This is a genomic window from Corynebacterium sp. CCUG 69979 (genome assembly GCF_024454095.1).
GTDB lineage: Bacteria > Actinomycetota > Actinomycetes > Mycobacteriales > Mycobacteriaceae > Corynebacterium > Corynebacterium genitalium.
Genome location: NZ_JAGPZA010000019.1, coordinates 1 through 15,876, shown reverse-complemented (window position 1 = coordinate 15,876; position 15,876 = coordinate 1). Strand labels below are relative to the sequence as shown.

Below are 15,876 nucleotides of genomic sequence, written 5' to 3'. Positions count from 1 at the left end.
GAGCGGGGCCTGTTGCTGTAGGTTCGAATTCATGACCTATTCGGTGACACTTCAACCCGGCCTCCAGCACGCAGTGATCACGTTGTCGGGGGCTGATCACCCCGGTGTGAGTGCGGCATTCTTCGCGGTGTTGTCCCAGCACGGGGTGCAGCTGCTGGACGTTGAGCAGGCGCAGTTCCGTGGCCGTCTTGCTCTCGCGGCGTTCGCGGGCGTCACCACGAGCGGTGTCGAGGCGCTACGCCACGACCTTGAAGCGGCACCGGAGCTGGCGGACCAATCGGTGACCATCGAGACGGACGAGGCATCTTTGGCTCCGCAGCGTCGCCGTTCCACCCATGCTGTGGTCGTGCTGGGCGATCCGGTGACGGCGGAGGCGGTCTCTGAAATCGGCCGCACCCTCGCGGACTTCGGTGCGAACATCGACCGTATCCGCGGCATTTCTGATTATCCGGTGACGGGATTGGAGTTGTCGATCACCATTCCTGGTTCCGGCGACGAGGTCAGCCACACGGTGCGCCAAGCGTTAGCGGAGCTCACCACAGCTCTCGGCGTCGATATCGCGATTGAGCGCGCTGGTCTGGCCCGCCGCTCGAAACGCCTGGTGTGTTTCGACTGCGATTCGACCCTCATCACGGGCGAGGTCATCGAGATGCTCGCTGCTCACGCGGGTCGTGAAGCGGAGGTCGCCGAGGTCACCGAGCGCGCGATGCGCGGGGAGCTGGATTTTGAGGAGTCGTTGCGCGAGCGCGTCGCAACGCTGGCGGGGCTGGACGCGTCGGTGCTTGACAGCGTCGCACGCGACATCGAACTCACGCCTGGCGCGCGCACGACGATCCGCACGTTGAAGCAGATGGGCTACCGCACCGCAGTCGTCTCGGGTGGGTTCATCCAGGTGCTCGAGCCGATGGCGGCCGACCTGGACCTCGATTACGTGCGCGCGAACACGCTCGAGATCGTGGACGGGAAACTCACTGGAAAGGTGATCGGCAAGGTCGTGGACCGCAAGGCGAAGGCGGAGTTTCTCGCCGAGTTTGCTGAAGATTCGGGTCTGCGTTTGTCCCAGACGGTGGCGGTTGGCGACGGTGCGAATGACATCGACATGCTCACTGCCGCCGGCCTGGGTATTGCCTTCAACGCGAAGCCAGCGCTGCGCGAGGTCGCGGACACCTCAGTCACCCACCCGTTCCTGGATTCGGTGCTGTACATCATGGGTGTGCCGCGCCATGAGATCGATACGCTCAACGAGGAGCAGGGTATCGACGGCAAAGTCGCACTCGATTAATGCCGGAAACAGCTGACACAGCCGCGCTCATCACGACAGCGCACCGGTTCTTAGCCGCGAGCCTTGCCGACAACCGCCGTGGCGGGGAAGACCCAGACGATCCCGCCACCGTTCAGGCGATGCAGATCGCGCTGCATATTCCGAAAGCGGACCCGCCGCAGCGTAACGACGCTCTTGTGGCCGCTGCCCGAGCCGTCGCCGCTGTGTGTCTCGACCCGCGCGCGGGGCAGGAGTCCGCCTGGCGCGACGCGCTGGCACAGTGGTACGGCCACCGGATCCGCAAGATCGCCCGGCGTGCCCGCGGCGCCGCGTGGGAGAACGTGCAGACGCTGCCCGGCTGCACGTTCCGATCCAGCGCAACGGGTCCGGTCGCCGAAGCCCGCGCGTTCATTCCGTCCGCCGTTGGGGAGGTTCCGCACGCGATCAGCAAACTGCAGATCAAAGGCACCGACCTCCCGCACGATGACCTTCCGGCGCCCAATGTCGGTGACATCGAGATGTCATCGGTGCCAGTGATTCTTGTCGACGACTCGCTCGCAATGACCGCGGGTAAGGCCGCCGCCCAGGTCGGTCACGGGTCGATGCTGCTCGCCGCGCAGATGAGTGAAGCGTGGGCGGTGCGCTGGGCCCTCGACGGCTTTCCCCTTGCGGTCCGCGAGGTGCCACGGGAGCTTATCCGCGCCACCGCGGCGCTTCCCGCGTCTGTCCCCGTCCGCGATAGCGGGTTCACGGAGGTCGCTCCAGGGTCAGTGACGGTGGTGGCGCATCCTGGTGCCTATTCGGCGGAGGACTCGGCCGAGGACTTCTCAGCAGGCTGAGCCACGAGTCGGCGCAGCGCGCCGCGCACCACCCCGGGGTCTGTCGTCTCCCAAAAGTCGGGGAGGGAGGCGCGGAGGAAGGATCCGTAGCGCTTCGTCACCAAACGGCTGTCCAGGACGGAGACGACGCCGCGGTCGGTGGTGCTGCGCAGCAACCGGCCAGCACCCTGGGCGAGCAGGAGTGCGGCGTGGGTGGCGGAGACGTCCATGAACCCGGAGCGGCCGGCGGCGTCGGCGGCGCGTGAGCGGGCCTGGAGCAGCGGGTCATCGGGGCGGGGGAAGGGGATCCGGTCGATCATGACGTGGGAGAGGGAGCGGCCGGGGACATCGACACCCTGCCACAGGCTCAAGGTGCCGAACAGACACACGTTCTCCCCGGCGGCGAACTTGTTCACCAGTGCGCCGATGGTGTCGTCGCCTTGGACCAGAATGTCGAAGGGCAACCGGGTGCGCAGCGCGTCGGCGGCTTCTTGTGCGGCACGGCGAGAGGAGAACAATCCCAGCGTCCGTCCGCCGGCCGCGGTGATGAGCTCAGCCATCTCGTCGAGGGTGCCATCGCTGATGCCGTCGCGGCCCGGCGGCGGCAAGTGCTTGGCGGTGTAGAGAATTCCAGAGCGACGCGGGTCAAAGGGGGTGCCGGCGTCGAGGCTGTCCCAGGTGCCGTCGGGAAGCCCCCAGGCCGCGGCCATCGCGCGGAAGTTGCCGCCTACAGCAAGGGTGGCGGAGGTGAGCACGACCGTCTTCTCGCCAAACAAGTTGTCGCGCAGCAAAGCCGACACGGACAGCGGCGCTACTGAAACGGAGGCGGACTCCGGGCTGGAGGAGGCGCTGCGGGCGAGCCAGACAACGTCGAAATGCTTGGCGGGATCGTCTTCGTCAAAGACGCTCAAAATGCGATCGAAGGAGGTGTACAGCTCACCAAGGTGATTGCGCAGGTTCTCTCGCTCGGCTGCGGTCTCCGGGTCTTTGGTCGCTTCGCCTTCTGGGGCGCGGGCGATGGCCTCTCCGGTGCGGCGCAGTTCATCCTGCACTGCGACGAAGGCGGCGCGGGCGGGATCCGAGATCGTTTCCCAGCGGCCAGGGGATTCGGTGTCGAGGACGGCGGCGAAGTCGTCGATAAGCTCCTCGAGCGTGTCTTTGCGCCTGTTTTCTCCCAGCTTCCCGGCGCGGCGGGCCGCGAGCCGCAGCGCGTGCGGGGAGATCTCATTGGTGGCCACGGAGGTGACGCGGTCGTCGAGCTCGTGGGCCTCGTCGATGATGACAGCAGAGTGCTCGGGCAGGATGGAGGCGCCAGAAAGCGCGTCGATAGCCAAAAGCGCATGGTTGGTCACCACGATGTCGGCCTCACCGGCGCGCACGCGAGCGGCTTCGGCGAAGCATTCGGCACCGTGCGGGCACCGTGTGGCACCTAAGCACTCGTTGGCGGTGACGGAGACATGCCGCCACGCTTTGTCGGGCACACCGGGTTCAAGGTCATCGCGGTCACCGGTCTCGGTTTCTTCGGCCCATTCGTGGACGCGTTTGACGTGGCGGCCGAGCCAGGAGACGTCTTCTTCGTCGACCAGCGCTTCCTGGCCGTCCACGGTTCCGTCCAAAACACCGATCTTGTTCAGGCACACGTAGTTGGAGCGGCCCTTCAAAATGGCGAAGGTCGGGGTGCGCGGCAACAGCGGGTCAAGGGCTTCCACCAGGCGCGGCAGGTCGCGCTCGACCAGCTGGCGCTGCAGAGCGAGCGTTGCCGTGGAGACGATCACGGTCGTGTCGTTCGCCTGCGCGTGCCGGATGGCAGGTACCAAGTAGGCCAAAGATTTGCCGGTGCCGGTGCCCGCTTGGACGGCGAGGTGACGTTCGTCGGCAAGCGCTTGAGAAACCGCCTCAGCCATGGCGATTTGCCCCGGGCGTTGCGTGCCGCCGAGGGATTCGACGGCAGCGTCGAGAAGCTCGCGCGCAGACAGCGACAACCGTTCCATCACTCTTCCGGGAATCCGACGAAGCGTGTGCGGATCGCCGGTTCATCGCGGGACAACGACAGACCTTCCCAGGGCAGCGTTTCGCGTTGTTTCGCAAGGTGGGTGCGGGTCGCTTCAAGGTCATCTAGCCCCTCGACGATTTCACCGTTGCGGATGAGCGGGACGACAAGCTCGCGGTAATCCAGCGTCGTCGGGGTTCCGGGGTGCTTATCGAGCGGGTAAACGATCTCGTCGACCGCGACACCGGAGCCGCGGTACGTGCGCAGTGCTCCCTTCGCGCCGCCTTTCATTTGCTTGCCGGAGCTGCGCTTAGCGACGGGCACACCGTCTACCTCCACAAGCTTGTACACCATTCCTGCCGTGGGAGCTCCGGAACCCGTGGCTACCGACGTGCCCACACCGTAGCCGTCGACCGGGTCCGACCGCAGGCCGGCGATAGCGAATTCGTCCAGGTCGGAGGAAACGATGATCTTCGTGTTGTACGCACCGAGCTCGTCGAGCTGCGCCCGCACGCGCCGCGACATGATGCCCAGGTCGCCGGAGTCGAGGCGTACGCCCCCGAGTTCCGGGCCCGCGACCTCCACCGCGTTGGCCACGCCCTGGGTGATGTCATAGGTGTCCACCAGCAGGGTCGTGTCCACACCGAGGGAGTCGATCTGCGCCTTGAAAGCGGCCTTCTCGTTCGGGGTGCCGTCAGGGTTGGTGTGCAGCAGCGTCCAGGCGTGGGCGGCGGTGCCGGAGGCCGGGATGCCGTAGCGCAGGGAGGCTTCCATGTTGGAGGTGGAGCCGAACCCGGCGATGTAGGCGGCACGCGCCCCTGTCACCGCGGCCTGCTCGTTGGTGCGGCGCGAGCCCATCTCCATGATCGGGCGGCCGTCGGCAGCCGTGACCATGCGCGAGGCGGCGGAGGCGATCGCGGAGTCGGAGTTGAGGATCGACAGGATGACCGTCTCCAGGATGCAGCATTCTGCGAATGTGCCGCGCACGGTGAGGATGGGGGAGTAGGGGAAGTACAGCTCACCTTCCCTGTAGCCGTCAATGTGCCCGGTGAAGCGGTAGTTGCGCAGGTACTCACGGGTTTCCTCGCTAAGGAAGTCGGCCGTGGACAACTGGTCTTCGGTGAAGCGGAATTTCTCCACGGCTTCAATCAGGCGACCGGTGCCAGCGACAACGCCGTAACGGCGTTCATTGGGCAGCTTGCGGGCGAAGACTTCGAAAACGCATTGGCGCGAGTGGGTGCCGTCCTTCATGGATGCATCGAGCATGGTGAGCTCGTACATGTCGGTAAGAAAGGCGGTTGACGGCTGTTGGTTCATGCAGTCAAGCCTAGTCTGTCCTCGTCTCCGTACGACAAGGACAGAGCTGTGTCGGTGTTGTGTCAGTGCCGTGCCAGTAGCAGTGGCAGTGGCCGTGGCGGCGTGGGGCGTACGCGCAGAGCACTCTTTAGTACGCTTGAAGCCATGACTGGTGTCAACCCTGAGATTCGGCCCGGTGTCCGGATGGGATCCCCCATGGCCACGCCTGACCTCGACGAGCAGATTGAGGTCAACGTCGACACGGCGGAGAACCTGCCGTGGATGTGCATTGTGTGGGATGACCCGGTGAACCTGCAAAGCTACGTCACCTACGTGTTCCAGACAGTGCTGGGTTACGGCCGTAAGCGCGCCCAGGAGCTGATGATGCAGGTGCACACCGAAGGCAAAGCCGTGGTGTCCTCCGGCGAGAAAGACAAGGTCGAGGGCGACGTGAAGAAGCTGCACACCGCGGGTCTGTGGGCCACGATGCAGCAAGCTGGTTAAAGTTCCCGCCCGGCCGCGTGATGTGGCCGGGGTTGGAAAGGAGATAAGGCATGCAGCCGTGGCGGCGGAAGAAAGGCCTGATGCGGGCCACACGCTTTAGCACTGTGTTCGAGCCGATGGAGCGCGAGGTCATTGGGGATCTCACGGCCACGGTGTCGGAGGCGTTGATCCAACGCGCGCAGTCCGCGCCGAAGGATGAGCTCGCGGAGATGATGGATATGCCCTCCGGCCACACCGAGGCGCCGGCGGACCCGTCGCTCGCCCGCCTCCTGCCGGATTTTGAGCGCGCCGGGGACGAAGAATTCGACGGCGACAACGCTCTGCTGCGCAGCCTGCACGAAACAGACATCATCAAGGCGAAGCTGGCGAACTTGCAGGTGATCAACACTGCGCTTGGTCCGACTGGCGGGGTCGCGGTGAGTGTCGAGGAGCACGAGGCGCAGCAGGTCATCGCCGCGTTGAACGACATGCGCCTCTATGTCGCTTCTGCTGACGCCCCGACAGAGGCCGCTGAGCAGGACCGCGACAACCTTGTCGAGTGGCTCGCGTACTGCCAGGAATCGCTGCTGCAGGCCCTCATGGGGGAATGAGCGGATGGATCTTAGCTGCGGTTTCTCCCTCCCCGGTTTAGCCCTCGGCCACCAATCGCTAGGCGACACAGGAGTGACGGCGCTTGTCTCCACGTCTGCCGCCGGCATGGTGGCAGCCGTCGACCAGCGCGGTGGCGGCCCCGGCACCCGGGAAACTGACCTACTCAAACCCCACAACACAGTGGAGCGCGTGAACGCGATCGTGCTGGCCGGGGGTTCTGCCTTCGGTTTGGCCGCAGCCGATGGCGCGATGCGCGAGCTGGAATCCCGCGGCCTCGGGTTCGCAGTATTCGGTGAAAGCAACCCGGGCCCCCGGGTGCCGATTGTCCCCGCTGCCGTCATCTTCGACCTCATCATCGGCGACCCGAACCACCGGCCCAGCCCCGAGGACGGTGCCGCCGCAGTGCGTGCGGCTCTCGACGGCCACAGCGGTGATGCGGTCTCTGCCGTGCCTGTTGGTTCAGTCGGTGCCGGCTGTGGCGCGACCGCCGGCGTTCTCCGCGGCGGGTTCGGCGTCGCGCAAGCACGTGTCGGCGATTTCACCGTTGCCGCCGCTGTCGTGGCCAATCCGATCGGCAGTGTCATTGACCCGGATACTGGCCGCTTCTTCGGTGACCCCGCCCGCCCCGCTGTGGACCTGGATGCCTTTGCCGCGTTGGTGCGACCCCAACCGAAACTGAATACCACGATCGGGGTGGTGGCGACGGACTGCCCGGTGGGCATCGAAAAGCTTGAGCGCCTCGCGATGACCGGCCATGACGGGATTGCTCGCGCCGTGCGCCCCGCACATTCGCCTCTCGACGGCGATACCCTGTTCGCCGTCTCCACCGCCGAGCCGGAGGCATACACGGGGTCCGCAGCCGCCGCGGACCCGGACCTCTACTACGCCTTGTGCGACGCGTCCGCTCGGTGCGTCGAAGCTGCAATCGTCCGTGGCGTCGCGGCCGCTGAACCTGGTTATGGTGTCGCCGCGTGGAACGAGATCACCTAAGCTTGGCCGCACCATGAGCTATCCATATTCCTCCCCGCATCCTGGCCAGGGACCTACATACGGTTTCAACCCCTACGGTGGTCAACCCGGTCAGCACGGTGCTCCCGGCGTTGGCGGCGGTCCCGTTGTGCCCTCTCAGCAAAGGAGTCCGTACCGCTCCCGCGGCCAGCAAACGCGAACGGGCTTCACCTACGCCATCGGATATGTGGTGCTCATCTGGGCGGTGCACATAGTCAATGTGGTCATCTTCGGCGGCCGGTTGACGTACTTCGGCATTCACCCGCTGGACCCTTCTTCGCTGCCGCACATCCTCTCATCGCCGATCCTGCACGCGAACTTCGAGCACCTGATGTCCAACACGATCCCCGGCGCGATTTTCGCGTTTTTGATCGGCTACTCCGGGCATCGGGTGTTCTGGGAGGTCACGGCCTTCGTGGTGCTGGTGGGCGGGATCGGCACGTGGATTCTTGGCGGGTTGGGGACAAACCACATCGGCGCCTCCATGCTCGTGTACGGCTGGCTGGGCTACTTGCTTGTACGCGGATTCTTCAACCGTTCCGGCAGCCAGATTGCGCTGGCGGGTGTTCTGGGCCTGATGTACTCAGGATTTATTTGGGGTGTCTTGCCTATGCAGGACGGCATTAGCTGGCAGGCTCACCTGTTCGGCGGCCTTGGCGGTGTCGCCGCTGGTGTGCTGATCACCTCGGACGATCCGCCGGAACTGCAGGCCAGGAAGCAATCCCGGAAGGCTGAGAAACAGGCGCGGAGGCAAGCGCGCTGAACCTGTGAACTACATGGGCAAAGGCTTCTTTGTCGCGCATTCATTGTTCGGTTATGGACAAGGAAATCAGATTAAATTCAGATTTTCAGAAAATTTTCTGAGCAAAAGACCTGTTCACTGCGTTTTCGGTACATGCAAAAGAAATATTTTCTGTGTCAGCACATGAACTTCTAAGGTCTTAGATTATACTAAGCGTTATGGGAAACATGGACGCGAACTTGAACACACGACTTTCTGCGCACGAGGCTGAGACCTGGACGCGCGTTTGGGCCTGCCACATGAAGCTGCCGTCGACTCTGGACGCACAGCTCAAGCGTGATGCAGGTGTCACCTACTTCGAATTTCAGGCTCTCCTGAACGTGGCAAAGGCTCCGAAGAAGTCTCTGCGCATGACCGAACTGGCTGACGCAACGATGATGTCTCTGTCTCACCTCTCCCGCGTTGTCACGCGTCTGGAGAAGAAGGGCCTCGTCTCCCGTACCCCGGACCCGAACGACGGCCGCTCCACCTTCGCTACGCTGACGCCGGCCGGCACCAAGACCGTCGATGCAGGGCTCCCGGGCCACGTGGGCGAGATGCGCCGCATCATGTTCGACAACCTGTCGGACTACGAGATGGAGGTCGTCTCCTCCGCTCTGGCCAAGATGGCTGCTGCTCTGGCGGAGCCGGCTCGCCCGGTCGTCGCGGACTCCCCGCTGGTCGGCGAATCCTCCGGCCTGGACGCCGCTTAATGCAGTTCGGCTGCGGCTGTCACTAGACTGGCCAATCATGATGGACAGTGGTGACAGCTTCAGCGATGACAACGTCGGTGGGGGCAATAACGCCCCCATCGGCATTTTTGATTCCGGTTTCGGCGGTCTGACAGTCGCACGTTCTGTCATGGACCAGCTGCCGGGGGAATCAGTTATCTACATCGGCGACGGCGCGAACGGGCCCTATGGCCCGAAGCCGCTCGCTGAGGTGCGCGGCCACGCTATGGCAATTGCGGACGATCTCGTGGAGCGTGGCTGCAAGATGATCGTCATTGCGTGCAACACGGCTTCCGCCGCCTTCCTGCATGACGCGCGCGAGCGCTATAGCGTCCCCGTCATCGAGGTGATCAAACCCGCCGTCCGCCGCGCTGTTGCGACGACACGGAACGGCAAAGTCGGCGTCATTGGTACCCAAGCCACCATTCGTTCTGGTGTGTACCAAGATCTGTTTTCCCTTGCTCCCGGGATTGAAGCGACGGCGGCGGCATGTCCCGCTTTTGTCGAGTTTGTGGAGGCCGGCATCACTCACGGCCGTCAAGTGCTCGGCGTAGCCCAAGGCTATGTGGAGCCGCTGCAGGCGGCGGGCGTGGATACGCTTGTGCTTGGGTGCACCCATTACCCGCTGCTATCTGGCGTGATTCAGTTGGCTATCGGCGATGATGTCACCCTCGTCTCCTCTGCGGAAGAGACCGCCAAGGACGTTCTGCGCATTCTCACGGAGCGCGATATGTTCGCCGATGTTGACCATGAGCCAGTCCGCACTTTCGAATCGACCGGTGATCCGGAACCCTTCCACCGCCTCGGCCCGCGCTTCCTCGGCCCAGCTGCAGGCGCGTCTGTGGCGGGTGTCTCAGAGGAAAACCATGCGTGATCTTCCGCTCTCTGGCTTAACCTTTCCCTCAGGTTTGTGTAACAGTAAAGTTATGAAGCTGACAGTTCTCGGGTGCACGGGGTCCTTGGCAGCGCCGGGCAACCCAGGCTCTTCCTACCTGATTGAGACGGGGGCGAACGAGCCGGGTATCCTCATGGATTTTGGTCCCGGTGCGCTGGCTGCCATGCAGGAAGTCGCGGACCCGTCTGATGCGCACCTGCTGTTTAGCCACCTGCACGCGGATCACTGCTCCGATACCGCGTCGCTGTGCGTGTGGCGCCGCTTTCACCCGACGGCTCCTGCCAGGCAGCGCCACAAGCTGTGCGGGCCCAGCTACACCCCAGAACACATTGGCCGGATGTGCGGCGACGGGCCGGATGACATCGCGGATTTGTCCGACACGTTCGACTTCCAGGCATGGGTATCCGGCAAGCCCGTCGACATCGACTCGGTGACGGTCACCCCGTTCCCTGTTGTCCACCCGGCTGCTGAGTCGCACGCACTGCGCGTGGAGCACCGCGATTCAGGCAACGTCATCTGCTTCTCCGGCGATTCTTGCTACACGCCCACGCTTATCGACGCCGCGCGTAACGCCAACCTCTTCCTCTGCGAAGCCGCGTGGGGCCCGTACAAGGGTGACGGCACCCCTGAGGGCATGCACATGTCGGGGCAGGAAGCGGGTGTGATTGCGCGTGAGGCAGGCGTCGACAAGCTTGTGCTCGTGCACATCCAACCGTGGTCGGACAAGGAAGCCACGCTGGAAGCTGCGCGCACGGAGTTCGAAGGCGAGATCGTGCTCGGCGAGGCTAAGGCAGTCTACGAGTTGTAGGCTCGTGGGCATGACTGAAGCTTTCTTGCGTGCCGACGGCCGCGCTCTGGACGAAATGCGCCCCGTGCGCATCACCCGCGGATTCACCTCAAACCCGGCGGGCAGCGTGCTCGTCGAGTTCGGCAACACCCGCGTGATGTGCACCGCCTCCGCCGAAGAGGGCGTGCCGCGCTTCAAGAAGGACTCTGGCGAAGGCTGGCTGACCGCCGAGTACGCGATGCTGCCGGCTGCGACCCACGACCGCATGCCGCGCGAGTCGATGAAGGGCAAGGTCAAGGGCCGCACGCATGAAATCTCGCGTCTGGTGGGCCGCTCGCTGCGCGCCGCTGTGGATCTCACGGCGCTGGGGGAGAACACGATTCAGCTCGACTGCGATGTCCTGCAGGCTGACGGCGGCACTCGCACGGCCTCGATCACGGGCGCGTACGTCGCGCTTGCGGACGCGATCGGTTACCTCAAGGAGCAAGGAGTCGTCCCCGGCGAGCCGCTGCTCGCCCCTGTTGCTGCGGTCTCTGTGGGCATTGTCGATGGCCGCGTCTGCCTCGACCTGCCGTACGAAGAGGACTCCCGCGCCGAGGTCGACCTCAACGTGGTCATGACGGACTCCGGTGACTTCGTCGAGGTGCAGGGCACCGGTGAGCACGGCCTCTTCGGCCGCGAGCAGCTCGGCTTGATGCTCGACGCCGCGGAAAAGGGATGCCGTGAGCTTATCGACGCACAAAAGGCGGCCCTCGGGTGGTAACCCCCAATCCTGTGCGTGTCCTCGTCGCCTCCGGAAACGCGAAGAAGCTCGGAGAACTGGAAACTGTTCTCTCTGAGCTCGGCATCGACGGGATCGAGCTCGTTTCCTTGCGCGACGTGCAGGCCTACCCTGAACCTGCGGAGACGGGGCTGACATTCGCCGAAAATGCGCTCATCAAAGCCCGCGCCGGGGCAGCGGCTACCGGTCTGCCGTGCGTGGCGGATGACTCCGGCATCGCCGTCGACGCCTTGAACGGCATGCCTGGTGTTCTCTCTGCGCGGTGGTCGGGCGGCCACGGTGACGACCTTGCCAACAACGAATTGCTGTTAGCACAGCTCAGCGACATTCCTGACGAGCATCGCGGTGCAGCGTTCGTGTCCTGCTGCGCGCTCGTCGTGCCCGGCGGTTCCGAGGTCACCGCTGAGGGGCGCTGGGAAGGTGCGCTGTTGCGCGCGCCTCGCGGCTCCAACGGCTTCGGTTACGACCCGCTGTTCCAGCCCGCTGATGCTGACGGGCGCTCGTCTGCTGAGCTCAGTGCGGAGGAGAAGAACGCCCGCTCCCACCGCGGAAAAGCACTGCGCGAGCTCGCCACGCATATCGCGGCACTACGGTAGCAATCGGCTCGGGCCGCTGCGTCTCGGAGTGAGGGAGCACCGCGCTGGTAGAGTCGAAATATTAAATGCTAATCAAACTCATTGGAGGAATCGCAAAAATGACTGTTCAGTCAGCAAAGAAGGCAATCGCACTCGCAGGTGCAACCGTGATGTCTGCAGGTCTGCTCGTTGCCTGTGGTAACTCCTTGGACGGCACCTGGGAGGGCACCGGCCAGGACGCAGAGACCGGCGTCGCAGCGGGCAAGGTCACTCTGAAGATCAACGGCGGTGACTGCGAGTGGATGGTCACCAACCCGGACACTAACGAGTCTGACACCGCCCGCTGCGAGGTCGATGGCGACGACCTGAAGCTTGCCGACGTTATTACCGGCAAGGATCTGAAGTACAAGACCGAGCAGACCGAGAACTCGCTCACCCTGACCCCGGACGGTGGCGACGCCAAGGACATTCTCGTGCTGACCAAGGTCGGCGAATAGCGCCGACGACTACTAGCGCAACAACAAAGGACCGGTTTTCACACCGGTCCTTTCATGTTTTCTAGGGGGCTGGACGCGCCCGCCCAGCGTTGGCACTACGCCAGATCGAACTCTGCCTTGACTTCCCTGCGGCGCCAGTACTCTACGAAGAAGGAGAGAAACGGCACCACGCCGGCCAGTGCGGTCACCAGCCATGTCTGCACCGACCACCGTGCCTTCATACCCAGGTTGAGTGTGGCCAGAAGGAACAGTGCGTACATCCAGCCGTGGCCGACCGCCACCCAGTTCAGTGCGCTGACATCCATGTTCAGCCCGTATTCCATGATCATGCGTGCGCACAGGAGTAGCAGCATGACACCGGTGACCCACGCAGCGACGGAGAAAAGATTCAGTGCGGTCTTCACGCGGCGCTGGCGCTCAGGGTGAACACGGGGCTGGCCCGGCTGCGGGGCGGGCTGGCTATCAGGCGTTGTCATGGGGTGTGGTTTCTCCTTGTAGTACTGGGCGTCACTCGTCGTGCTGGCGGCGTCGCGGCGTGTTCAGGGCGTTGAACTCCTCGACGTTGAGCTCCGGGCGCGAGGGCAGGAAGTCCTCGAGGAGGTCCTCGTCGGCAGCGCGGCGGGACTCGGGCACGCCGTCGGTTTGGTTTGGGCTGGGGGAGGGGTCGCCGAAGGTGGCGGCATCAGCGTCGTAAAGCGCCTGCATGCGGTCGCCGGAGTTCTCCGCGTCAATCTTCTCGTTTTCCATCCGCATGCCTGCGCGGTAAATGAAAATGAGGAAAAGGCCGAACATGGGCCACTGCAGCGCGTACCCGAGGTTTTGTAGCGAACCGGTGCCGGAAGTGTAGCGCGACCACTGCCAGTTAGCCAGCATCAGCGAGACGATCACAGCGGCGATGAGCAGCAGCACGTGCCACGCCTTCACGCGCACATGGTCGCGTTGCGGCTGTTCTTCGGGGCTGGAAGAGGAGCCCGGCGCTGGTTCGGTCACAGTGAAAGTCTATCAACCGGCCTAAGTGCGCCAAAAGCGCCGGGAATGAGTAGTGCGCCCGGAGAGACTTGAACTCTCACGCCTTACGGCACTGGAACCTAAATCCAGCGCGTCTGCCAATTCCGCCACGGGCGCCTATTCGCGCATGAGCCGATGCCCGGTGCGCGGAGCGGTTCACAGTGTACAGGGCGCGTAGTTCACGGCGAAAGCTAGAGGTCCAGATCGCGCAGCAAACGGCCAACGTGGCCGGTTGCTTTGACGTTGTACTGGGCGGATTCGATGGTGCCGTCGGCATCGACCAGGAAGGTGGAGCGGATGACGCCTTGGACGATCTTGCCGTAGTTCTTCTTCTCCCCAAAGGCGCCGTATGCGGTCATTGCCTCCTTGTCCGGGTCGGACAGCAGCTCGAAGCCCAGGTCGTGGTCGGCGCGGAACTTCGCCAGCTTCTCCGGGGTGTCAGGGCTGATGCCCACAACGGCGACAGAAGCGTCGTTGAACTGGCTCAAGTTCTCGGAGAAATCGCACGCCTCGGTGGTGCAGCCCGGCGTGTTCGCCTTCGGGTAGAAGTAGACGATGACGCGCTGACCCGCATAGTCGCTTAAGGACACGGTGTCGCCCTTGTCGTTGGTGAGGGTGAAGTCGGGAGCCTTATCGCCGGGGGTCAAGCGTGTGTTTTCAGTCATGCCCCCCACTGTAGCGGGGATGCAGTACTGTGGTGGCGAGAGAAATTTATCCACAAAGGAGTATGACGTGGCACGCGACATTAACGACATCCAGCGCGACATCGAGCGCACCCGCGGCAACCTGGCCCAGACGATCGACGAGATCGCTGACCGCACCCGCCCGGAGAACCTGGCCAACAACGCGAAGGCTCAGGTGCAGAACAAGATGAAAGACGACAAGGTGCAGAAGGTTCTCGCCGGCATCGGTGTCGCTATTGCCGCCATTGTGGTGATCAACGTGTCCAACAAGCGCAAGAAGAAGAAGGATCTCAAGGACCTGCAGCGCCTGCTGGCAGACCGCAAGTAGTCCTTCGTCGCGCCCAAGCGCACCCTGCGCAATATCCGTTGCGGGGTGCGCTGGTCGTGTTTCTAGACTGGTTTAGGCCAGCTCGGCGCCGGCGCTGCGCATCTCCTCGAGGGCGGCGGCGCCGCGTGCGTCGTCGACAGGCGAGCACATCTCGCGCAGTACGCGCACGTTGAAGCCTTCCTTCAGCCCGTCGAGCACGGTGGCGCGCACACAGTGGTCGGTGGCGATGCCAACGACATCGATGCCAGCGACATCATGCGCTTTCAACCAGTCAGCGAGCAGCGCGCCCTCGCTTGCCGACGCCCCCTCGAAGCCGCTGTACGCCGCCTCGTACTCGCCTTTGCGGAAGTACTCGTCGAAGCGGACGTCTGCGATAGGTGCGCGCAGTGCAGCACCCTCGGAGTCCGCGACGCAGTGGACCGGCCATGTGTCGACGAAGTCCGGATCTTCGGAGAAGTGGCTGCCCGGATCAATGTGCCAGTCCTGGGTAGCGACGATGTGGGAGTAGTTATCGGCGGCGGCGATGTGTTCGGCGATGGTGGCAGCCACCTCATCACCGCGTGCGGTGCCGAGGGTGCCGCCGGGGCAAAAGTCATTCTGTACGTCAACGACAACGAGTGCGCGGTTCATGCGTGCCAGCCTAGCCCGCGCGGCCGGCGCGCGGATGCTTTCACCGCCGTGCTCACCACCGGGGCGGTTGGGGTGTCCACTGTGTCAGTGCGGCGAGGAGCTCGTCCGGATCGTCAGCCACGACGAGACTGTCGCGGTCTTCCTGGCGCACAAACCCGTGGGCCACCATGTGATCGATCATGTCCGTCAACGGCCGCCAGAAATCAGCCCCGAGCAGGCCAATAGGTTTGGTGTGCAGGCCGAGTTGCTGGTTGGTCCATTCGTCGAAAAGCTCGTCGAGCGTGCCCGCACCGCCGGGGAGCGCGACGAACGCGTCGCACCGCTGACTCATGATGCGTTTGCGCTGCGCGAGCGTATCCACGATGACCAGTTCCCCCAACCCTGTGTGCGCAACCTCTTGGGCGGCGAGGTGCTCTGGCATGACCCCCACGCTGGCGCCGCCGGCATCAATGACCCCCTGGGCGACGGCGCCCATCATGCCCAACCGGCCGCCGCCGTACACCAGGGTCATTCCGTGGCGCGTCAACGCGGTACCGAAGGCGTGCGCGAGGGACGTCATTGTTGGGTCCACACCCTCGCGCGCCCCCGCGAACACAGTCACTGCGGAGATATTCACGGGCCCCAGGGTACAAAAGGGGTTAAGTAGCAAAATGTGTGTCTGGTCGGCGTGTCGCGGGTTGGGCACACTTTCTGTTATTTGAGGGGCCCTTTT

The 15,876-nt window shown here is 64.0% G+C and carries 20 protein-coding genes and 1 tRNA gene; 13 read left to right on the top strand and 8 right to left on the bottom strand.

Features of this window, described 5'->3' with window-relative positions; translation table 11 throughout:
- Positions 1-31 precede the first annotated feature (31 nt).
- Positions 32-1,282 carry a phosphoserine phosphatase SerB gene (gene serB, locus KBX18_RS09920; protein ID WP_255995873.1) on the top strand — a complete coding sequence of 417 codons (1,251 nt, stop codon included), beginning with the start codon at positions 32-34 and terminating at the stop codon, positions 1,280-1,282.
- A complete protein-coding gene (locus KBX18_RS09915) occupies positions 1,282-2,100 on the top strand; it encodes an aminoacyl-tRNA hydrolase (RefSeq protein WP_255995872.1) in 819 nt (272 codons plus the stop codon). Before serB ends, KBX18_RS09915 begins: the two co-directional genes overlap by 1 nt.
- Here the strand turns inward: KBX18_RS09915 and KBX18_RS09910 are convergent.
- Together KBX18_RS09910 and KBX18_RS09905 are read right to left on the bottom strand one after the other, a co-directional pair.
- Positions 2,058-4,070 carry an ATP-dependent DNA helicase gene (locus tag KBX18_RS09910; RefSeq protein ID WP_305083065.1) on the bottom strand — a complete coding sequence of 671 codons (2,013 nt, stop codon included), beginning with the start codon at positions 4,068-4,070 and terminating at the stop codon, positions 2,058-2,060. The genes KBX18_RS09915 and KBX18_RS09910 overlap by 43 nt on opposite strands.
- The gene (locus tag KBX18_RS09905; protein WP_255995870.1) at positions 4,070-5,386 is read right to left on the bottom strand and encodes a nicotinate phosphoribosyltransferase; all 1,317 of its coding nucleotides are present in this window, start codon (positions 5,384-5,386) and stop codon (positions 4,070-4,072) included. The genes KBX18_RS09910 and KBX18_RS09905 overlap by 1 nt, the downstream gene beginning before the upstream one ends.
- Before the next feature lie 195 nt (positions 5,387-5,581).
- Between KBX18_RS09905 and clpS the strand changes: the two genes are divergently transcribed.
- The 10 genes from clpS (at position 5,582) to KBX18_RS09855 (ending at position 12,515) form a co-directional block, all read left to right on the top strand.
- Positions 5,582-5,869, top strand: coding sequence for an ATP-dependent Clp protease adapter ClpS (clpS, locus tag KBX18_RS09900; RefSeq protein WP_040423530.1), 288 nt, complete (start codon positions 5,582-5,584; stop codon positions 5,867-5,869).
- Between the two features lie 50 nt (positions 5,870-5,919).
- Positions 5,920-6,459, top strand: coding sequence for a DUF2017 domain-containing protein (locus KBX18_RS09895; RefSeq protein WP_255995869.1), 540 nt, complete (start codon positions 5,920-5,922; stop codon positions 6,457-6,459).
- Between the two features lie 4 nt (positions 6,460-6,463).
- Positions 6,464-7,450 (top strand): P1 family peptidase, encoded by a 987-nt coding sequence (locus KBX18_RS09890; protein WP_255995868.1) that lies wholly within the window; start codon positions 6,464-6,466, stop codon positions 7,448-7,450.
- Between the two features lie 13 nt (positions 7,451-7,463).
- Complete coding sequence (locus KBX18_RS09885) at positions 7,464-8,231, top strand: rhomboid family intramembrane serine protease (RefSeq protein WP_083770259.1); 768 nt, start codon at positions 7,464-7,466, stop codon at positions 8,229-8,231.
- A gap of 197 nt (positions 8,232-8,428) precedes the next feature.
- Positions 8,429-8,962, top strand: a complete 534-nt coding sequence (locus KBX18_RS09880) for a MarR family winged helix-turn-helix transcriptional regulator (protein ID WP_255995867.1) — start codon at positions 8,429-8,431, stop codon at positions 8,960-8,962.
- A 37-nt stretch (positions 8,963-8,999) separates the two neighbouring features.
- A complete protein-coding gene (gene murI, locus KBX18_RS09875; protein ID WP_255995866.1) occupies positions 9,000-9,854 on the top strand; it encodes a glutamate racemase in 855 nt (284 codons plus the stop codon).
- Between the two features lie 52 nt (positions 9,855-9,906).
- A complete protein-coding gene (locus KBX18_RS09870) occupies positions 9,907-10,683 on the top strand; it encodes an MBL fold metallo-hydrolase (protein ID WP_255995865.1) in 777 nt (258 codons plus the stop codon).
- A 10-nt stretch (positions 10,684-10,693) separates the two neighbouring features.
- Positions 10,694-11,425: a ribonuclease PH gene (gene rph / locus KBX18_RS09865; RefSeq protein ID WP_040424232.1), complete on the top strand. Its 732-nt coding sequence runs from the start codon at positions 10,694-10,696 to the stop codon at positions 11,423-11,425.
- Positions 11,426-11,436: 11 nt separating this feature from the next.
- Positions 11,437-12,039, top strand: coding sequence for an RdgB/HAM1 family non-canonical purine NTP pyrophosphatase (gene rdgB / locus KBX18_RS09860; RefSeq protein WP_005288953.1), 603 nt, complete (start codon positions 11,437-11,439; stop codon positions 12,037-12,039).
- A gap of 98 nt (positions 12,040-12,137) precedes the next feature.
- Entirely contained in the window at positions 12,138-12,515 is a 378-nt protein-coding gene (locus KBX18_RS09855; protein ID WP_050748790.1) for a hypothetical protein, read from the top strand.
- Positions 12,516-12,610: 95 nt separating this feature from the next.
- Here KBX18_RS09855 and KBX18_RS09850 read toward each other — a convergent pair whose 3' ends face one another.
- The 4 genes from KBX18_RS09850 to bcp form a co-directional block, all read right to left on the bottom strand.
- A complete protein-coding gene (locus KBX18_RS09850; RefSeq protein WP_005288958.1) occupies positions 12,611-12,991 on the bottom strand; it encodes a DUF3817 domain-containing protein in 381 nt (126 codons plus the stop codon).
- A gap of 31 nt (positions 12,992-13,022) precedes the next feature.
- Positions 13,023-13,505 (bottom strand): hypothetical protein, encoded by a 483-nt coding sequence (locus tag KBX18_RS09845; protein WP_255995864.1) that lies wholly within the window; start codon positions 13,503-13,505, stop codon positions 13,023-13,025.
- Between the two features lie 53 nt (positions 13,506-13,558).
- Positions 13,559-13,640 (bottom strand) — tRNA-Leu (locus KBX18_RS09840).
- A 74-nt stretch (positions 13,641-13,714) separates the two neighbouring features.
- Entirely contained in the window at positions 13,715-14,188 is a 474-nt protein-coding gene (gene bcp, locus KBX18_RS09835) for a thioredoxin-dependent thiol peroxidase (protein WP_040423533.1), read from the bottom strand.
- Positions 14,189-14,255: 67 nt separating this feature from the next.
- Between bcp and KBX18_RS09830 the strand changes: the two genes are divergently transcribed.
- Positions 14,256-14,534 carry a DUF3618 domain-containing protein gene (locus KBX18_RS09830; protein WP_040423535.1) on the top strand — a complete coding sequence of 93 codons (279 nt, stop codon included), beginning with the start codon at positions 14,256-14,258 and terminating at the stop codon, positions 14,532-14,534.
- A 72-nt stretch (positions 14,535-14,606) separates the two neighbouring features.
- On the opposite strand, the gene KBX18_RS09825 is transcribed toward KBX18_RS09830, so the two are convergent.
- Together KBX18_RS09825 and KBX18_RS09820 are read right to left on the bottom strand one after the other, a co-directional pair.
- Positions 14,607-15,164: an isochorismatase family protein gene (locus KBX18_RS09825; RefSeq protein WP_255995863.1), complete on the bottom strand. Its 558-nt coding sequence runs from the start codon at positions 15,162-15,164 to the stop codon at positions 14,607-14,609.
- 52 nt (positions 15,165-15,216) lie between these two features.
- Complete coding sequence (locus KBX18_RS09820) at positions 15,217-15,780, bottom strand: TIGR00730 family Rossman fold protein (RefSeq protein WP_255995862.1); 564 nt, start codon at positions 15,778-15,780, stop codon at positions 15,217-15,219.
- Positions 15,781-15,876 lie beyond the last annotated feature (96 nt).

Coding starts and splice junctions, on each gene's coding strand:
- serB (WP_255995873.1), top strand. CDS start 32: ATGACCTATTCGGTGACACTTCAACCCGGCCTCCAGCACGCAGTGATC.
- KBX18_RS09915 (WP_255995872.1), top strand. CDS start 1,282: ATGCCGGAAACAGCTGACACAGCCGCGCTCATCACGACAGCGCACCGG.
- KBX18_RS09910 (WP_305083065.1), bottom strand. CDS start 4,070: ATGGAACGGTTGTCGCTGTCTGCGCGCGAGCTTCTCGACGCTGCCGTC.
- KBX18_RS09905 (WP_255995870.1), bottom strand. CDS start 5,386: ATGAACCAACAGCCGTCAACCGCCTTTCTTACCGACATGTACGAGCTC.
- clpS (WP_040423530.1), top strand. CDS start 5,582: ATGGCCACGCCTGACCTCGACGAGCAGATTGAGGTCAACGTCGACACG.
- KBX18_RS09895 (WP_255995869.1), top strand. CDS start 5,920: ATGCAGCCGTGGCGGCGGAAGAAAGGCCTGATGCGGGCCACACGCTTT.
- KBX18_RS09890 (WP_255995868.1), top strand. CDS start 6,464: ATGGATCTTAGCTGCGGTTTCTCCCTCCCCGGTTTAGCCCTCGGCCAC.
- KBX18_RS09885 (WP_083770259.1), top strand. CDS start 7,464: ATGAGCTATCCATATTCCTCCCCGCATCCTGGCCAGGGACCTACATAC.
- KBX18_RS09880 (WP_255995867.1), top strand. CDS start 8,429: ATGGGAAACATGGACGCGAACTTGAACACACGACTTTCTGCGCACGAG.
- murI (WP_255995866.1), top strand. CDS start 9,000: ATGATGGACAGTGGTGACAGCTTCAGCGATGACAACGTCGGTGGGGGC.
- KBX18_RS09870 (WP_255995865.1), top strand. CDS start 9,907: ATGAAGCTGACAGTTCTCGGGTGCACGGGGTCCTTGGCAGCGCCGGGC.
- rph (WP_040424232.1), top strand. CDS start 10,694: ATGACTGAAGCTTTCTTGCGTGCCGACGGCCGCGCTCTGGACGAAATG.
- KBX18_RS09855 (WP_050748790.1), top strand. CDS start 12,138: ATGACTGTTCAGTCAGCAAAGAAGGCAATCGCACTCGCAGGTGCAACC.
- KBX18_RS09850 (WP_005288958.1), bottom strand. CDS start 12,991: ATGACAACGCCTGATAGCCAGCCCGCCCCGCAGCCGGGCCAGCCCCGT.
- bcp (WP_040423533.1), bottom strand. CDS start 14,188: ATGACTGAAAACACACGCTTGACCCCCGGCGATAAGGCTCCCGACTTC.
- KBX18_RS09825 (WP_255995863.1), bottom strand. CDS start 15,164: ATGAACCGCGCACTCGTTGTCGTTGACGTACAGAATGACTTTTGCCCC.